Annotated in this window: 18 protein-coding genes and 1 pseudogene; 5 read left to right on the plus strand and 14 right to left on the minus strand. The window is 58.1% G+C overall.

Annotation, left to right across the window (positions count from 1 at the left end; all coding sequences use genetic code 11):
• Positions 1 to 245: 245 nt before the first annotated feature.
• From gshA to AB7M26_RS04430, 3 genes are all read right to left on the minus strand, one after another.
• Complete coding sequence (gene gshA, locus AB7M26_RS04420) at positions 246 to 1,829, minus strand: glutamate--cysteine ligase (protein ID WP_429388091.1); 1,584 nt, start codon at positions 1,827 to 1,829, stop codon at positions 246 to 248.
• 271 nt (positions 1,830 to 2,100) lie between these two features.
• A complete protein-coding gene (locus tag AB7M26_RS04425; protein ID WP_123498192.1) occupies positions 2,101 to 2,484 on the minus strand; it encodes a PaaI family thioesterase in 384 nt (127 codons plus the stop codon).
• Positions 2,484 to 4,808: a Tex family protein gene (locus tag AB7M26_RS04430; protein ID WP_429375744.1), complete on the minus strand. Its 2,325-nt coding sequence runs from the start codon at positions 4,806 to 4,808 to the stop codon at positions 2,484 to 2,486. The genes AB7M26_RS04425 and AB7M26_RS04430 overlap by 1 nt, the downstream gene beginning before the upstream one ends.
• Positions 4,809 to 5,168: 360 nt before the next feature.
• Between AB7M26_RS04430 and ompR the strand changes: the two genes are divergently transcribed.
• The gene (ompR, locus tag AB7M26_RS04435; RefSeq protein WP_007903084.1) at positions 5,169 to 5,909 is read left to right on the plus strand and encodes an osmolarity response regulator transcription factor OmpR; all 741 of its coding nucleotides are present in this window, start codon (positions 5,169 to 5,171) and stop codon (positions 5,907 to 5,909) included.
• Positions 5,910 to 6,023: 114 nt separating this feature from the next.
• Positions 6,024 to 7,337, plus strand: a complete 1,314-nt coding sequence (locus tag AB7M26_RS04440) for an ATP-binding protein (protein WP_429388095.1) — start codon at positions 6,024 to 6,026, stop codon at positions 7,335 to 7,337.
• A gap of 168 nt (positions 7,338 to 7,505) precedes the next feature.
• On the opposite strand, the gene rimK is transcribed toward AB7M26_RS04440, so the two are convergent.
• Complete coding sequence (rimK, locus tag AB7M26_RS04445) at positions 7,506 to 8,411, minus strand: 30S ribosomal protein S6--L-glutamate ligase (protein WP_008005189.1); 906 nt, start codon at positions 8,409 to 8,411, stop codon at positions 7,506 to 7,508.
• On the minus strand, positions 8,408 to 8,887 hold the full coding sequence (gene rimB / locus AB7M26_RS04450) for a retropepsin-like aspartic endopeptidase RimB (RefSeq protein ID WP_007903080.1): 480 nt from the start codon (positions 8,885 to 8,887) through the stop codon (positions 8,408 to 8,410). The genes rimK and rimB overlap by 4 nt, the downstream gene beginning before the upstream one ends.
• A gap of 214 nt (positions 8,888 to 9,101) precedes the next feature.
• Between rimB and AB7M26_RS04455 the strand changes: the two genes are divergently transcribed.
• The 3 genes from AB7M26_RS04455 (at position 9,102) to AB7M26_RS04465 (ending at position 12,358) form a co-directional block, all read left to right on the plus strand.
• Positions 9,102 to 9,509: an RNA-binding S4 domain-containing protein gene (locus tag AB7M26_RS04455; protein ID WP_007903079.1), complete on the plus strand. Its 408-nt coding sequence runs from the start codon at positions 9,102 to 9,104 to the stop codon at positions 9,507 to 9,509.
• Positions 9,510 to 9,734: 225 nt separating this feature from the next.
• Positions 9,735 to 10,637, plus strand: coding sequence for an Hsp33 family molecular chaperone HslO (gene hslO / locus AB7M26_RS04460; RefSeq protein ID WP_123498184.1), 903 nt, complete (start codon positions 9,735 to 9,737; stop codon positions 10,635 to 10,637).
• Positions 10,638 to 10,816: 179 nt separating this feature from the next.
• Positions 10,817 to 12,358 (plus strand): phosphoenolpyruvate carboxykinase, encoded by a 1,542-nt coding sequence (locus AB7M26_RS04465; RefSeq protein ID WP_429388098.1) that lies wholly within the window; start codon positions 10,817 to 10,819, stop codon positions 12,356 to 12,358.
• A gap of 129 nt (positions 12,359 to 12,487) precedes the next feature.
• Here AB7M26_RS04465 and AB7M26_RS04470 read toward each other — a convergent pair whose 3' ends face one another.
• From AB7M26_RS04470 to AB7M26_RS04510, 9 genes and pseudogenes are all read right to left on the minus strand, one after another.
• The gene (locus AB7M26_RS04470; protein WP_429388100.1) at positions 12,488 to 12,817 is read right to left on the minus strand and encodes a DUF1493 family protein; all 330 of its coding nucleotides are present in this window, start codon (positions 12,815 to 12,817) and stop codon (positions 12,488 to 12,490) included.
• An 85-nt stretch (positions 12,818 to 12,902) separates the two neighbouring features.
• Entirely contained in the window at positions 12,903 to 13,517 is a 615-nt protein-coding gene (locus tag AB7M26_RS04475; protein WP_429388103.1) for a Fic/DOC family protein, read from the minus strand.
• On the minus strand, positions 13,517 to 13,687 hold the full coding sequence (locus tag AB7M26_RS04480) for a YhfG family protein (protein WP_080370370.1): 171 nt from the start codon (positions 13,685 to 13,687) through the stop codon (positions 13,517 to 13,519). Before AB7M26_RS04480 ends, AB7M26_RS04475 begins: the two co-directional genes overlap by 1 nt.
• A 139-nt stretch (positions 13,688 to 13,826) precedes the next feature.
• A complete protein-coding gene (locus AB7M26_RS04485) occupies positions 13,827 to 14,315 on the minus strand; it encodes a helix-turn-helix domain-containing protein (protein WP_429388106.1) in 489 nt (162 codons plus the stop codon).
• 83 nt (positions 14,316 to 14,398) lie between these two features.
• Positions 14,399 to 14,752, minus strand: coding sequence for a DUF1493 family protein (locus AB7M26_RS04490; RefSeq protein WP_429388108.1), 354 nt, complete (start codon positions 14,750 to 14,752; stop codon positions 14,399 to 14,401).
• Positions 14,753 to 14,799: 47 nt separating this feature from the next.
• Positions 14,800 to 14,949, minus strand: a pseudogene (locus AB7M26_RS04495) (transcriptional regulator); the annotation flags it as partial.
• A gap of 123 nt (positions 14,950 to 15,072) precedes the next feature.
• The gene (locus AB7M26_RS04500; protein ID WP_123498171.1) at positions 15,073 to 15,372 is read right to left on the minus strand and encodes a hypothetical protein; all 300 of its coding nucleotides are present in this window, start codon (positions 15,370 to 15,372) and stop codon (positions 15,073 to 15,075) included.
• Between the two features lie 341 nt (positions 15,373 to 15,713).
• Positions 15,714 to 15,914: an antitoxin PaaA2 family protein gene (locus tag AB7M26_RS04505; RefSeq protein ID WP_454238983.1), complete on the minus strand. Its 201-nt coding sequence runs from the start codon at positions 15,912 to 15,914 to the stop codon at positions 15,714 to 15,716.
• A 48-nt stretch (positions 15,915 to 15,962) separates the two neighbouring features.
• Complete coding sequence (locus AB7M26_RS04510) at positions 15,963 to 16,256, minus strand: hypothetical protein (protein ID WP_429388114.1); 294 nt, start codon at positions 16,254 to 16,256, stop codon at positions 15,963 to 15,965.
• Positions 16,257 to 16,518 lie beyond the last annotated feature (262 nt).

Genomic DNA, 16,518 nt, shown 5'->3' on the forward strand with positions numbered 1-16,518 from the left:
CGTGAAAAGGAGACTAAATGATATAAGAATCCGAAAATAAATAACTTTTTCGAATTATCTTATGAGCGGAAAATTCTAAGGCCGCATGGTTGTTTATCGCTTTTGTGGCGAGGGAGCTTGCTCCCGCTGGAGGCCGAAGGACTCCCAAAAACAGCGAAGGTGTGTCTGATTGACCACTGTCGCAGATTTTACGGCTGCTGCGCAGCCGAGCGGGAGCAAGCTCCCTCGCCACAGAGGTTTGCGATCTAATTACTGATCGCCAGAATACTCGCCTGATACGACCCGACAAACACATCGAAATCGCCGACTTCGTTCTGTTCCAGCTCCACCTGCTGAGCCAGCGACGAACGTGCCAACTCTTCAAATCTAGCTTGTTCTTCACCTGAAAGTGGCTCGCTGCGGAAAAACTCTGCATGCACCTGACTCTGACGCAAGGAAAACTGAGCAAAGCTTTCCTTGTGCTCGGCCATCGCCGCCAACACCTGAGCCGATGGCGTCAGGGACGAGTCCTTGACCTTGGCCAGCTGTGCGTCCAGTGCTTTGCTGTGAGCTTCGCCGCCATGGCTTTGGTCCAGTAACGCCGCCAATGGCGCAATCTTTTCCAGCAACTCGCTTGCCCATTCCTTCAGGTCTACCGGGTGCCCGTCGCGTTGCAACTGCAGGCCCGGACGACGACCTTCCTTGACCACGCTGAGGAAGTTCGACGTCGCATTGCCGCACGAGGTACTGGTCAGCAGCGGGCTGTCGTTCAGCGCGCAGTACAACAGGAACGCATCAAGGAACCGCGACTCGGTGAGGTCGATGCCCATCGGCAGGAACGGGTTGATGTCCAGGCAACGCACTTCGACGTACTGAATGCCCCGGGCCACCAGCGCCTGGATCGGCCGCTCACCGGTGTAGGTCACGCGTTTCGGACGGATGTTGGAGTAGTACTCATTTTCGATCTGCAGAATGTTGGTGTTGAGCTGAACCCACTCACCGTCCTGGTGTGTTCCGATCTCGACGTACGGCGGATACGGCGTGGCCACGGCTTTGCGCAGGCTGTCGGTGTAGCTGGTCAGATCGTTGTAGCACGGCGTCAAACCGGCCTGGGCGTTGCTCTGGTAACCCAGATCGCTCATGCGCAGGCTGGTGGCGTACGGCAGGTACAACGTGTCCGGGTCCAGTTGTTCCAGCTGATGCGAGCGACCGCGCAGGAAACCGGCGTCCAGCGCCGGCGAAGCACCGAACAGGTACATCAGAAACCAGCTATAGCGACGGAAATTGCGGATCAGCGCGATGTAGGCCGACGACTGATAGTCGCGGTCGGTGCCGTCAAAGCCTTCAGCCTCTTTGAGCAGGGGCCAGAGCTTTTCCGGCAGGGAAAAGTTGTAGTGGATCCCGGCGATGCACTGCATGGTCTTGCCATAACGCAGCGCCAGGCCCTTGCGATAGACGTACTTGAGCTGCCCTATGTTGGAGGTGCCGTAATAAGCGATCGGGATGTCTTCCTCGGCCGGCAACGGGCACGGCATCGATGGACTCCACAGGTATTCGTTGCCGAGCTTGCTGTAGGCAAACCGATGGATCTTATCGAGGCTCGCCAGGGTGTCCGCCGGGTCTGGCAGGGCTGGCGTGATGAATTCCAGCAGCGACTCGGAATAGTCGGTGGTGATTTGTTCGTTGGTCAGCGCGGAACCCAATTCTTCCGGGTGCGGCGTTTGCGCCAGGCGACCTTCGCTGGTTACGCGCAGGCATTCACGTTCGATGCCGTGAAGGCACTGTTCGAGCAGAGAGAGGTTAGCGCGCTCGCCGAGCAGAGCCAGGCGGCGGTTGAGAAGTTCGCTCAAGTTGGATTCCTTCACGCGTCAGTCGCCCCAATATGGGGGTGGGCAAGACGGTCTACAAGGGTGAAGTTAAAACTGGCGTTTTCGCCTGGTTTTGAGCCTGACAGGCCATATGCCGATTATTCAAGAACTGCACGATCCCTATGGGAGCGGGCTTGCCCGCGATGAGGGAGTGTCAGTCACCATTCATGTCGTCTGACACACCGCCATCGCGGGCAAGTCCGCTCCCACAGGTTGCTATGCGCTGAAATTAACTCAAATCGAGGTTAGGTAGCTACAGGACAGCGAACGTGCCTTGTGCTTTTGCGACGAGTTTATCGCCTTGCATCACGTCGGCTTCGACCACCAGCGTGCGCCGGCCCGGATGGATCACCCGTGCCGTGCACATCACTTCACCGTCGGAGACGGCGCGGATGTAGTTGATCTTGCACTCGATGGTTGCGCTCTGCTGGTCAAAGCCGTGGGTGCTGGAACAGGCCAGCCCCATGGCAATGTCCACCAGACTGAACAAAGCCCCGCCATGCAGCTTGCCGCCGCGATTGCGCAGTTCTGGCTCAAGCCCCAGGGCGACTTGCGCCACCCCGGTTTCCAGGCTGTGCAAGCGACATCCCAGCAGCTTGAAAAACGCGCTTTCGGTCAAGCCGGCCGGGATCTCCATCAGCGTTTTTTCAACTGTTTGGCGTTAGCGAACAGCGAGGCCATGGCGTTGTTGGCCGGGGCTGCTGCCGTGGTTTCCTTGCGCGGTGCAGTGTTCTGGGATTGGCGTGGTGCCGAACCCGGACGCGCGCCACGGGCACCGTCGATTTTCTCGCCTGGGGTGTCGCTCATGCGCATCGACAGGCCAACGCGTTTGCGCGGGATGTCGACTTCCATGACCTTCACCTTAACCACATCACCGGCCTTCACCGCTTCGCGCGGATCCTTGATGAACTTCTCCGACAGCGCGGAAATATGCACCAGACCGTCCTGATGCACGCCGATGTCGACGAAGGCGCCGAAGTTGGTCACGTTGGTGACCACGCCTTCGAGGATCATCCCCAGTTGCAAGTCCTTGAGGTCTTCGACGCCTTCCTGGAACTCGGCGGTCTTGAACTCGGGACGCGGGTCGCGACCGGGTTTTTCCAGCTCTTGCAGGATGTCGGTGACCGTTGGCAGACCGAACGTTTCGTCGGTGTACTTCTTCGGATCGAGACGCTTGAGGAAGCTCGCGTCGCCGATCAGCGAGCGAATGTCGCGATCAGTTTCAGCGGCAATGCGCTGCACCAGCGGATAGGCTTCCGGGTGAACCGCGGACGAATCCAGCGGGTTGTCGCCATTCATTACACGCAGGAAACCCGCAGCCTGTTCAAAGGTTTTTTCACCCAGACGCGCGACTTTCTTCAACGCCGCACGGGTTTTGAACGCGCCGTGCTCATCGCGGTGGCTGACGATGTTCTGCGCCAGGGTCGCATTGAGGCCGGAGATGCGCGCCAGCAGCGCCACGGAAGCGGTGTTGACGTCGACGCCCACGGCGTTCACACAGTCCTCGACCACCGCGTCCAGGCCGCGTGCCAGTTTCAGCTGCGACACGTCGTGCTGGTACTGGCCGACGCCGATGGATTTCGGATCGATCTTCACCAGCTCGGCCAGCGGATCCTGCAAACGACGGGCAATCGATACCGCGCCACGGATCGATACGTCGAGGTCCGGGAATTCCTTGGAAGCCAGTTCCGACGCCGAGTACACCGATGCGCCGGCCTCAGAGACCATGACTTTGGTCATCTTCATGGCTGGGTATTTTTTGATCAGCTCAGCGGCGAGCTTGTCGGTTTCACGGCTGGCGGTGCCGTTGCCGATGGCAATCAGGTCCACAGAATGCTTGGCGCACAGGGCGGCGAGCACGGCGAGGGTCTGGTCCCACTTGTTGTGCGGCACGTGCGGGTAAACCGTGGCGTGGTCCAGCAGCTTGCCAGTGGCATCGACCACGGCGACCTTGCAGCCGGTGCGCAGGCCCGGGTCGAGGCCCAGGGTAGCGCGCGGGCCGGCCGGGGCCGACAGCAGCAAGTCGTGCAGGTTGTGTGCGAACACGTTGATTGCTTCGGTTTCTGCGCCGTCGCGCAGCTCGCCCAGCAGGTCGGTTTCCAGGTGGGTGTACAGCTTGACCTTCCAGGTCCAGCGCACCACTTCGCCCAGCCATTTGTCGGCAGCACGGTTCTGGTTCTGGATGCCGAATTGCTGGCCGATCATGCCTTCGCACGGGTGCATGGTGCCCGGCAGTTCATCGCCGACTTTCAGCGCGGAACTGAGAATGCCTTCGTTGCGACCACGGAAAATCGCCAGCGCGCGGTGCGATGGCATGCTTTTCAGCGGCTCGTCGTGTTCGAAATAGTCGCGGAACTTGGCGCCTTCCTCTTCCTTGCCGGCGATCACGCGGGCACTGAGGGTGGCTTCCTGCTTGAGGTAGTTGCGCAATTTGTCCAGCAGGCCAGCGTCTTCGGCGAAGCGCTCCATGAGGATGTACTTGGCGCCTTCAAGGGCGGCTTTCACATCAGCCACGCCTTTTTCGGCGTCGATGAAACGCGCGGCTTCGGTTTCAGGGTTCAGGGTCGGGTCGTTGAACAGACCGTCGGCCAGTTCGCCGAGGCCGGCTTCCAGGGCGATCTGGCCCTTGGTGCGGCGCTTCTGCTTGTACGGCAGGTACAAGTCTTCGAGACGGGTCTTGGTGTCGGCGAGTTTGATGTCGCGTTCGAGTTGCGGGGTCAGTTTGCCCTGCTCTTGAATGCTGGCGAGGATGCTGATCCGCCGTTCGTCGAGTTCTCGCAGGTAGCGCAGACGCTCTTCCAGATGACGCAACTGGATGTCATCGAGGCTGCCGGTCACTTCTTTCCGGTAGCGGGCGATGAAGGGCACCGTGGATCCTTCATCGAGTAGCGCGACGGCCGCTTCGACCTGTTGTGGGCGTACACCGAGTTCCTCGGCGATGCGGCTGTTGATGCTGTCCATAAAACCACCTGACAAATTGTGAAAGCAGGCTCGCAGGCGCAGAGATAAAGGCTCGGCGAGTCTGGTTGAGCGGCCTGGCGTGCGCCGCTACCTGAGCCAACAGGCTTCCCGTTGACCCGTGAAATCGAACAATTACTGCCAGCGCCATGAAAAAAAAGTGGCTGCTTACAGTAACGATCAGACGTTGCCTGACACAAAAGGCCGCGCATTATAACCAGCGTTCTATCCATTCGGGGGCATCGCGGGTTGTAGGCACAATGCCCGGTTTTCTGGCGGTGAAGGAAAAATCTGCTAACAATGCACACGGTGCGTATAACGGCAGCTACGCCATAATGCGCGCCGAGATCAAAGGAGCATCCAATGAGCAGCACTGCAAACATTGCTGAAGGCGAAAAAATTCTTATTGTTGACGACGATCCCGGGCTGAGCAGCCTGCTGGAGCGCTTTTTCGTCAGCAAGGGCTACCGTGCCCGCGCCGTCCCGAACACGGAACAAATGGACCGCCTGCTGGCGCGTGAAGTGTTCAACCTGGTCGTCCTCGACCTGATGCTGCCCGGCGAAGACGGCCTGACCGCTTGCCGCCGCCTGCGCACGGCGAACAATCAGATTCCGATCATCATGCTCACCGCCAAGGGCGATGAGCTCAGCCGCATCAAGGGCCTGGAACTGGGCGCCGACGATTACCTGGCCAAGCCGTTCAACCCGGACGAGCTGATGGCTCGGGTCAAAGCGGTTCTGCGTCGTCAGGCGGCACCGGTGCCGGGCGCCCCGGGCAGCGAAGACGAAAGCGTGACCTTCGGTGACTACGAATTGTCCCTGGCCACCCGCGAACTCAAGCGCGGCGACGAAGTGCATATGCTCACCACCGGTGAGTTTGCGGTGCTCAAGGCGCTGGTCATGAACGCGCGTCAGCCACTGACCCGCGACAAACTGATGAACCTGGCCCGTGGCCGCGAGTGGGATGCCCTGGAGCGTTCCATTGATGTGCAGATTTCCCGTCTGCGCCGGATGATCGAACCCGATCCGTCCAAACCACGCTACATCCAGACTGTCTGGGGCGTGGGTTACGTATTCGTTCCGGATGGCGCCGCCACGAAGTGATCGGTGATTTGTAGGAGCGGGTCTTGCGGGCAAGGGGTCAGATGACCTTTCCCGCAGACCCGTGATCCGCAATATGCGAGCATGCTCGCTCCTGCAAGTGTGTAGCGGTTACTCATGAAAACCCCCGTTTGGTTCCCCCAGAGCTTCTTCTCCCGCACCCTGTGGCTGGTGCTGATCGTCGTCCTGTTCTCTAAGGCGCTGACCCTGGTTTATCTGTTGATGAACGAAGATGTGCTGGTGGATCGCCAATACAGCCACGGCGTCGCCCTGACGCTGCGTGCCTATTGGGCCGCCGATGAAGAAAACCGCACCAAAATCGCCGATGCCGCGACCCTGATCCGGGTGGTGGGTGCCGGTGTGCCAGAAGGCGAACAGCACTGGCCCTACAGCGAGATCTACCAGCGACAAATGCAGGCCGAACTGGGCGCCGACACCGAAGTGCGATTACGCATGCACTCACCGCCGGCGCTGTGGGTGCGCGCACCCAGCCTGGGCGATGGCTGGCTGAAAGTGCCGTTGTATCCGCACCCATTGCGCGGCCAGAAAATCTGGAATGTGCTCGGCTGGTTCCTCGCCATTGGCCTGCTGTCCACCGCCTCGGCGTGGATTTTCGTCAGCCAGCTCAATCAACCGCTAAAACGCCTGGTCTATGCCGCGAGGCAACTGGGTCAGGGCCGCAGCGTGCGCCTGCCGATCAGCGATACACCGAGCGAAATGACCGAGGTTTATCGCGCCTTCAACCAAATGGCTGAAGACGTCGAACAGGCCGGCCGCGAGCGAGAACTGATGCTGGCCGGGGTCTCCCACGACCTGCGCACGCCCCTGACCCGTTTGCGGCTGTCCCTGGAACTGATGGGCGCCCACAGTGACCTGACAGACGACATGATCCGCGACATCGAAGACATGGACGCGATTCTGGATCAGTTCCTGGCCTTCATTCGTGACGGACGTGACGAGTCGGTGGAAGAAGTGGACCTGAGCGATCTGGTTCGCGAAGTTGCCGCACCGTATAACCAGAACGAAGAGAGAGTGCGCTTGCACCTGGAACCGATTCAGCCATTCCCGCTGCGGCGGGTGTCGATGAAACGGTTGCTGAACAACCTCATCGGAAATGCTCTGCATCACGCCGGCAGCGGTGTCGAAGTGGCAGCTTATGTGTCCGGGGATACCAGTGCGCCGTATGTGGTGCTGAGTGTCATGGACCGTGGCGCGGGAATCGACCCGTCGGAGCTGGAGGCGATCTTCAACCCGTTCACCCGTGGCGATCGGGCCCGGGGCGGTAAGGGGACCGGGTTGGGGTTGGCGATCGTGAAGCGGATCGCTTCGATGCATGGCGGGAATGTTGAGCTGCGTAACCGTTCTGGTGGCGGGCTGGAAGCGCGGGTGCGGTTGCCGCTTGGGTTGATGTTGCCGAGGGATGCGGTCTAACGACCGCATCCGAGCTCTGTGGCGAGGGAGCTTGCTCCCGCTGGAGGCCGAAGGACTCCCGATCCCGACAACCGCATGCCTGTCGCCAAAACACGGTTGCCTGGTTTTGCGGCTGCTGAGCAGCCGAGCGGGAGCAAGCTCCCTCGCCACAGGAGGACTGAGTAAGCCTTACCCCTTCCCTTTGGTCCGCGTCATATTCGGCCCACCATTCTTCTCCAGATGCTCAATGATGATCCCCGCCACATTCTTCCCGGTGGTGGTTTCAATCCCTTCAAGCCCCGGCGACGAGTTCACTTCCATCACCAGCGGGCCATGATTGGAGCGCAGGATATCCACCCCCGCCACCGCCAACCCCATGACCTTTGCCGCTCGTAACGCCGTCATGCGTTCTTCCGGTGTGATCTTGATCAGGCTCGCACTGCCGCCGCGATGCAGGTTGGAGCGAAACTCCCCTGGCTTGGCCTGGCGCTTCATCGCCGCGATCACCTTGTCGCCAACCACGAAACAACGAATGTCCGCGCCGCCGGCTTCCTTGATGTATTCCTGAACCATGATGTTTTGCTTCAGGCCCATGAAGGCCTCGATCACCGATTCCGCCGCCGTGGCCGTTTCACACAGCACCACACCTATGCCCTGAGTGCCTTCCAGCACCTTGATCACCAGCGGCGCCCCGTTGACCATCTCGATCAAGTCGGGAATGTCATCCGGAGAGTGGGCAAAGCCGGTGACCGGCAAACCGATCCCCCGGCGCGACAGCAATTGCAGCGACCGCAGTTTGTCTCGCGAACGGGCAATGGCTACCGATTCGTTAAGCGGAAACACCCCCATCATTTCGAACTGACGCAGCACCGCGCAGCCGTAAAACGTCACCGATGCACCGATTCGCGGGATCACTGCATCGAAGCCCTCCAGCGGTTTGCCACGGTAGTGAATCTGCGGCTTGTGGCTGGCAATGTTCATGTAGGCGCGCAAGGTGTCGATCACCACCATTTCATGGCCACGCTCCATACCGGCTTCGACCAGACGACGGGTGGAATACAGACGCGGGTTCCGCGACAGCACAGCGATCTTCATGCAACACCTGTGGAGAAGGTAGATACCGGGAACACCGGCTTGTCTTGTACATATTTAATGCCCGGATTGACCACCAACTGGCCGTCGATCAGGGCTTTGGAACCGAGTAACAGGCGATAACGCATGGACTTGCGGCAGGCGAGCGTGAACTCGACCCGCCAGACCCGATCACCGAGGGCCAGGGTGGTGCTGACCACGTAGCGCATCTGCGCATGGCCATTGGAGCTCTTAATGGTTTTTCTCGTTACCAGCGGGGCTTCACAGCGCCGATGCCGCAGTTGCACCACCGTGCCCAGGTGCGCAGTGAAGCGCACCCATTGTTCGCCGTCGCGCTCGAATGGCTCGATGTCGGTGGCATGCAGGCTGGAGGTGCTGGCGCCGGTGTCGATTTTTGCCCGAAGGCCAGCGACTCCCAAATCCGGGAGCGCCACCCACTCGCGCAGACCGATAACGGTCAAATGGTCAAATGTCTTCAAAAGTGCTCAACCGGCAAAAACCGCTCAGACCGCGTGCGGTCGAATTCGCGGTATTCACGCAGAATAATGGGTAAAAGGCGACAGATATCTACTGCCCGAATTTCCATCCCTCAATGTGCGGGGGAATGCCTGCATTCTAATCCACAGCGTGGTGATTCATGGCACGACAGAAACGGTAGTACAGTTCATCGATATTTCAGAATGAGGTCATCCAATGGCACAAAAAAGCGAAGAGGACGACAAGGTCCGTCTCGATAAATGGTTGTGGGCCGCGCGTTTTTATAAAACACGTGCCTTGGCCAAGGCCGCGATTGAGAGTGGCAAGGTGCATTGCCGGGGCGAGCGCTGCAAGCCAGGCAAGGAGCCGAGGGTCGGCGATGAGTTTCAGATTCGCACCGGCTTCGAGGAGCGCACGGTGGTGGTCCAGGCGCTGTCGATTGTGCGCCGTGGCGCGCCGGAGGCTCAGGCGCTCTATGCTGAAACCGAGGCCAGCATTGCCAAACGCGAGGCGGCTGCGGCCATGCGCAAGGCCGGAGCATTGGGCGTGAGCACCGATGGCAAACCGAGCAAGAAGCAGCGCCGGGATCTGTTCAAGTTTCGCGGTAACAGCAACGACGAGTAGTGATCGCCGTCGGGCACAGACTTGCAATCGCGCACCTGTGCAGCCATATGGGTGTACTCGACAGCGGCAAAATGAAAATACCGTTCGTCGAAAACCGAGGTTTGACCTTGCTTGGAACAGCCCCGGATTGTTCATAAAATGCCCTTACGGCTGAACGTTGCCCGCCCAAAAATGCGGAAATGACGCGATTTTTCTTTTTTGTCACCCTTTCAGATACCCAGACCTATGACCCATCTATCGGATAACGACTACACCCAACGCTTCATCTTCGATGACAGCGACACCCGCGGCGAGCTGGTTGGGTTGGAGCGTAGCTATGCCGAAGTCCTCGCCAAACACGCCTATCCGGAGCCGGTCGCACAACTGCTGGGCGAGTTGATGGCAGCGGCAGCGTTGCTGGTTGGCACCTTGAAGTTCGATGGCTTGCTGATTCTGCAGGCCCGTTCCGAAGGCCCGGTGCCGTTGCTGATGATCGAGTGTTCCAGCGAGCGCGAAATTCGTGGCCTGGCTCGTTACGAAGCCGACCGGATTGCCCCGGATGCGACCCTTGCCGACCTGATGCCCAATGGTGTCTTGGCGCTGACCGTCGACCCGACTCAGGGCCAGCGCTATCAGGGCATCGTCGATCTCGACGGTGAAACCCTGGCCGATTGCTTCACCAACTACTTCGTCATGTCCCAACAAACCAATACCCGCTTCTGGCTCTACGCCGATGGCCGTCGTGCCCGTGGCCTGTTGCTGCAGCAATTGCCTGCCGACCGTCTGAAAGACGAAGAAGAACGCGCCGCCAGCTGGCAGCACATCACCGCCCTGGCCAGTACCCTGACAGCCGATGAATTGCTGAGCCTGGACAACGAAACCGTGCTCCATCGTCTCTACCATGAAGAGCAAGTGCGCCTGTTCGATGTGCAGAAACTACGTTTCCGTTGCAGCTGCTCTCGGGAACGCTCGGGCAATGCGCTGGTCAGTTTGGGTCTGGAAGATGCTCAGAAACTGGTCGTCGAACATGGCGGCCGCATCGAGATCGATTGTCAGTTTTGCAACGAACGTTACCTGTTCGACGCAGCCGATATCACCCAATTGTTTGCTGGTGCAGGGGTCGATACGCCGTCAGATACCCGTCACTAAAACGTTTCAGCGCAGGTAAATTCACTGCTTAACGCCGGAATAACGCCGTTCTGACGGGAGGACCCTACACTTTTTGGGCTTTTCTGGCATAATCCGGCCCACTTTTTTCGCGGTAGTAGTGCACGACTTTCTACTACAAAACGTTTGGAGCACTCGGCCACTGGCCGACGGGGAACCTCATGACGCAAGCCAATAACGCCGTGTACACCGATCTGAGTGTTGATGATCTGGTTAAAGAAGCCCTGAAGCGCGGTGAAGGCGAGCTTGCCGATACCGGCGCGCTGGTTGTTCGCACCGGTCACCGTACCGGCCGTTCGCCAGTCGATCGTTTCATCGTTGAAGAGCCCACCACCCAGGACGCCATCGCCTGGGGCCCGATCAACCGCAAGTTCCCGGCCGACAAGTTCGATGCCCTGTGGGCTCGCGTCGAGGCCTTCAACAACGCGCAAGAGCATTTCGTTTCCCACGTGCACGTAGGTGCTGCCGAAGAGCACTACCTGGCCGTGAAGATGACCACCCAGACTGCCTGGCAGAACCTGTTCGGTCGTTGCCTGTTCATCAACCCGGCCCAGTACAACCCGGCTGGCCGTGAAGAGTGGCAAGTTCTCAACGTTGCCAACTTCGAGTGCGTGCCAGAGCGTGACGGCACCAACTCCGATGGTTGCGTGATCATCAACTTCGCCCAGAAGAAAGTGCTGCTGGCGGGCATGCGTTACGCCGGCGAAATGAAGAAAGCCATGTTCTCGGTGCAGAACTTCCTGCTGCCGGCCGCCGACGTGCTGCCAATGCACTGCGCTGCCAACATCGGCGAAGCGGGCGACGTGACCCTGTTCTTCGGTCTGTCGGGCACCGGCAAGACCACCCTGTCCGCCGACGAAAGCCGTTACCTGATCGGTGACGACGAGCACGGCTGGGGCGAGGGTGTGGTGTTCAACATCGAAGGCGGTTGCTATGCCAAGTGCATCGACCTGTCCGAGAAGAACGAACCCGTCATCTGGAAAGCCATCAAGCACGGCGCAGTCCTGGAAAACGTGGTACTGGACGACGCCAAGAAGGCTGACTACGCCGACGGCAGCCTGACCCAGAACAGCCGCGCCGCCTACCCGCTGGAGCACGTCGAGAAGCGTTCCGAGAAGAACCTCGGTGGCGAGCCAAATGCTGTGATCTTCCTGACCTGCGACCTGACCGGCGTCCTGCCGCCAGTCTCGATCCTCAGCGAAGAACAAGCGGCCTACCACTTCCTGTCCGGCTACACCGCTCTGGTGGGCTCGACCGAAATGGGTTCCGGCAGCGGCATCAAATCGACCTTCTCCACCTGCTTCGGCGCACCATTCTTCCCGCGTCCGGCTGGCGTGTACGCAGAACTGCTGATCAAACGCATCCGCGGCTTCGGCTCCAAGGTCTACCTGGTCAACACCGGCTGGACCGGCGGCGGCTACGGCGTCGGCAAACGCTTCAACATCCCGACCACCCGCGGCGTGATCGCAGCGATCCAGAGCGGCGCGTTGATCGGTGCCGAGACTGAGCACCTGGACACCATCAACCTCGACGTGCCACTGGCCGTGCCGGGCGTTGAGACTGGCCTGTTGAACCCACGTAACACCTGGGCTGACAAGGCTGCTTACGATGAAGCTGCTAAAGCGTTGGCTGGGTTGTTTGTTGAGAACTTCAAGAAGTTTGATGTAAGCGATGCGATCAAGGCTGCTGGGCCGAAGTTGTAAGGCCTGGATTTAGCGAATGAAAAAGCCGCCCTTTGAGGGCGGCTTTTTTGTGGGCGCGATTCGGACCATCAGAAATACAACTGCCATTATTCCAGCTGAAAAAGCGCTAAGCAGCCAGAATAATGCCACTTACGCGTTCGAACAGATGCCTTCCAACTTCTCAGTGTCCCACCGTTGCACCTTGATCGCGTTGTAGAGCATTCCGATAGTCAGCGGGACTTTGTCGCCACGACCCTTGGCCCGACGCTTGAGAAACACATCAAACCCTTCCGGCTGAAAGTAGCGATAAGCGTCGTAGTCAACGAAGTCGATGGCGAACTGTTCCTCCAACGCTTCCATCAGATGCCGCGCATCAGCACCGTCACAACCCAGGTCAAAGTTGATCGAGGTGGTGAGGCTGAGCGTTTTGCGTTCGGGCAGGCCGAGTTCTTCGTGCAGCAGCTGCATGAGCAGGTGCATAGCGTGGTCGTCGGGGAAGCTGGGGGTGAGGTTATTGCGGGTACATCCAGTTTGTTCGTGTAGACGACTTTTGACCTTAGAACTCTCAGTTCTGTGATAGCGACGTGTCCAGCGGATCACCAATACAACGCTCGAAAATTGCTTCCAAGCCACGGTAGTCGCACGTTACGGCGTCGATATTTGCAGGGATCCAAGCCGCATCTTTGACAAGCCACCAATCGACGGCAAAACCTGCATTGATGATGATCTGTTCAAACAAAATACGTTGAGTTCGACCATTCCCTTCGCGGAAGGGATGGATAACGTTTAGATCGCCGTACGTCTCAGCTATGTGAATGACTAGCTCGGCTTTGCTGGTGCCTATGAACCAAGCAGCGTTTTGCATGGTACGGAAGATTTTTTCGGCTTCTGGGATGATTCGTTCTGCGGTACAAAAAAGCGTATCGCCTTTTTTGATATTCACAGTTCTCGGCACTCCGGCCCATTCGTAGATGTCGCAGAACAAGGACTTATGGATATGCTGCAACAGGCTGAGGTCGTACGGGGGAGGGAGGAGGCGAAATTTGTCGGCAGCGATTTCTGATAGCTCTCGCTCTGCTTTCTGTAGCTGCTCTTCATCATGGATGTTGAGCAGATTACGTAGAACGTCGCTATCGGGGTAGCAATAGGGGTCTTGGCCGACCCCGTATTTATCCACCATTAACGTGGATTCTGACGATATTTTTTGAGTACCGATTCCCGCGTTGGGAGCGGTTTTTCAGCATCGGCACGCGTGGTGTCGAAGCCTTCAAGACGCAAGCTCGCTAAGTAGTTCGACCGGCGGACCTTGTCGTAATAATCCTGCTTTTGCTGAAACGTCAGTTCGCTCATGACATCTGCCTCTCGGTGCAATGTTCAAGTGTAGCTCAAATGACCTGGCAAATAGGTCGGTATTTTTGATGCTTTGGAGCTTCTAGACTGCAGGTTTCTCCAGCCTTTGAGCCATGCACGCCAGAATATGCCTCACTCGTTATGTGTTGGGGGCTGGCTTGTTTTTTCTTGTCAGTAAAGCGGACAGTGAGTGGGTATTCAGCGGGAAGTCGCGAAGATCACTCTCGCTGAGAGACGACTTACGAATAACGCTATCTGTCCGAGAGCCGGATAATTTGCTTGCTTTGGTGGCAGTTGTGCTTGGTTCGCGCCTTGGTTTTTTAGCCTTTGGGCCTGGGGCTCGGGTTAACCGAGCATCCTGCAGATGACGTCCCATTTCATCGGCATCGCCAACCTTGTTCAAGTCCTGTTCCAGACCCAACACGTGCATCACCGACAGATAAGCCCCCATCGTCACCCCCGCACCACCCGACTCCAGAGATCGCAATGTCATGACAGACATACCGGCTCGCTCTGCCACTTGTTTAGCTGTCAGCCTTCGACGTAAACGGGCCAGTTTTAGGCGTTCGCCGAGGTCGGTAAGCAGTCGTGCAATACGCGGGGGAAGTGACGCTGTTTTTCTAGCCATACAGCTAATATTCCTTCACTTCGGGGGGGGATAACGCCAGAATAATTGTAGTTATACGAACTGCTTCAGCCAGAGGACCTGCTCTACTGGCTCTCCAATTCCTGCGTATCCCACCGTTGCACCTTGATCGCTCGGTAGAGCATGCCAATGGTCAGCGGCACCTTGTCACCACGCCCCTTGGCTCGATGCTTGAGAAACACATCAAACCCTTCCGGCTGGAAATAGCGATAGGCGTCGTAGTCCACGAAGTCGATCCCAAACTGTTCTTCCAGCGCTTCCATCAAATGCCGCGCATCAGCGCCGTCGCAGCTCAGGTCGAAATTGATCGAGGTGCTGAGGCTGAGCGTTTTGCGTTCAGGCAGGCCAAGTTCTTCGTGTAGCAGCTGCATGAGCAGGCGCATGGCGTGGTCGTCGGGGAAGTTGGGAGAGAGGTTCATGGCGCATCTTCCGTTGGGTGTGTACCGATTAAGCCTGACTTTGCGGCGAGTCGGTCGTCGATCAAGGTTGCGAACCTGGCCTGAGTCAGACCGGTAGCTTTGCGGATTTCTTTGACTCGCAACGCGTCAACATGGAATTCACGGGAAGGCTCACGCTCACCGCGTAGGATTTCGTTTATCTGTTGCACGCTTTCCATTAGCTCATCAATTGCCTCCAGTACTCGATGACGGCTTTCGATGTTCCACGCTCCAAGAGCCGAACGCGGAGCGTCCGTAGAGGCATTCCCACGCGGGAGCGTGGGAACGATCTTCACTCAGCGTCAGGCCGGTGCTTTCCAGTTCATCATGCGTTGCTGGGCGACTTTCAGTAGGTCGTAGCCGTCCTGGGTCAGCAAGAAGAGCGCGTGGGTGATATGGGGGATGTCTTCTACGTCGCCATGTTTGAAGCAAACGCAGTGCAAGGTTTTGAGGAGATCGCTGGACGCTCGGATGCGCTGGAGAGCGGCTTCGAGAATGTCCTGGGGGTTGGCCTCTGTGTCGATGATCAGGGGCGGGGAATCGGTGAGGTTGGTTTGGAGTGGGTGGTAGCGATCGCTGGTGAACGGGTTCCAGTTATTCATAGTGTGAGAATTCTCAAAGTGCATTACGAGAAAACCACCGCCATCGTGACCAAGCGATGGGAGGCGGACTGTGTTCGGGTTGGTCAAACCGGTGAGAACTCACTTTGCCGGTACGCCCGAAGACGTCCCGAACACAGCCACCATATAGCGTGCAGACACTTGAGATGCCGCAGCATACAACGGAAGCGAAATGAGTTCTCAATTCGGGTGACCAAGCCCGAGTCGCTGATTTGGCAGCGACGGTCACGACTATAGGTGCGAGCCACTGGGCAGCGATAGACGACAAGGAGTCCCCGCTTGTAGGAACGGGATGAAGCTTTGATAGGCCGTTGCTGACGGACTTATCCCTTCCGCAATTTCTCTCGTTTAATTGCCATTACACGTTTGACTTCTTCATTGGGAATGCTGGGACGAGGGTCGTCGAGGCTGGCTTGTACTTGTGCTCTGAACCATGTGCCGTAGGCCGCTTTATCGAGTTGTCGTTGAGCATCGGATGTTTCGTTTTTCATCAGGCATACCGCGTTATCGTTCATCGCGGGCAAGCCCGGCTCCCACAGGGATCTTCATGTGGGTCTGGATTTGTTCTGGCATCAATTGGTGGTGATTCTCGGCAGTCGCTGCCGGGCGATTTCGAGCAATTCGTTGCCATCCTGGGTCAGCAGGTACAGCGCACTGACGATGTTTGGAATGTCTTTCACGTCAGCCTGTTTGAAGCACAGGCAATAGAGCGTTTCGAGCAAATCGCTGGCGGCGCGGATGCGTTGCTGGGCGGCGTCGAGAATCTCGTGAGGATTGGCTTGGGTGTCGATGACCAGCACGGGGGTTTCGCTGTAGCTGGTTTTGAGCGGGCGATAGCGGTTGGTTAACGGTTGGAACGTATTCATCGAGGTCAGTCCTGTGGGAAATCGGGCAGGCTCGCCGGCGGGCCGACACAGTGTTTTCAGCCGAGTCGGAAACTATAGAGGGCGGCAGCGAGGCGTCGCAATAAGACGTAAATGGACGGGTTTTGTAGGGGGTTTACCGGCGCTATCGACCTTTTCCTACGCACGTTCCGACTATTTTTTAAGCTTTTCCCCCGAGAGGTCGATATTCCTACGGGATTGTCAGGCGTGGCGCACTGAACCTCCGTAGGGTGCGCGCCAGATT

The sequence above is a fragment of the Pseudomonas sp. F-14 TE3482 genome, from assembly GCF_053629455.1.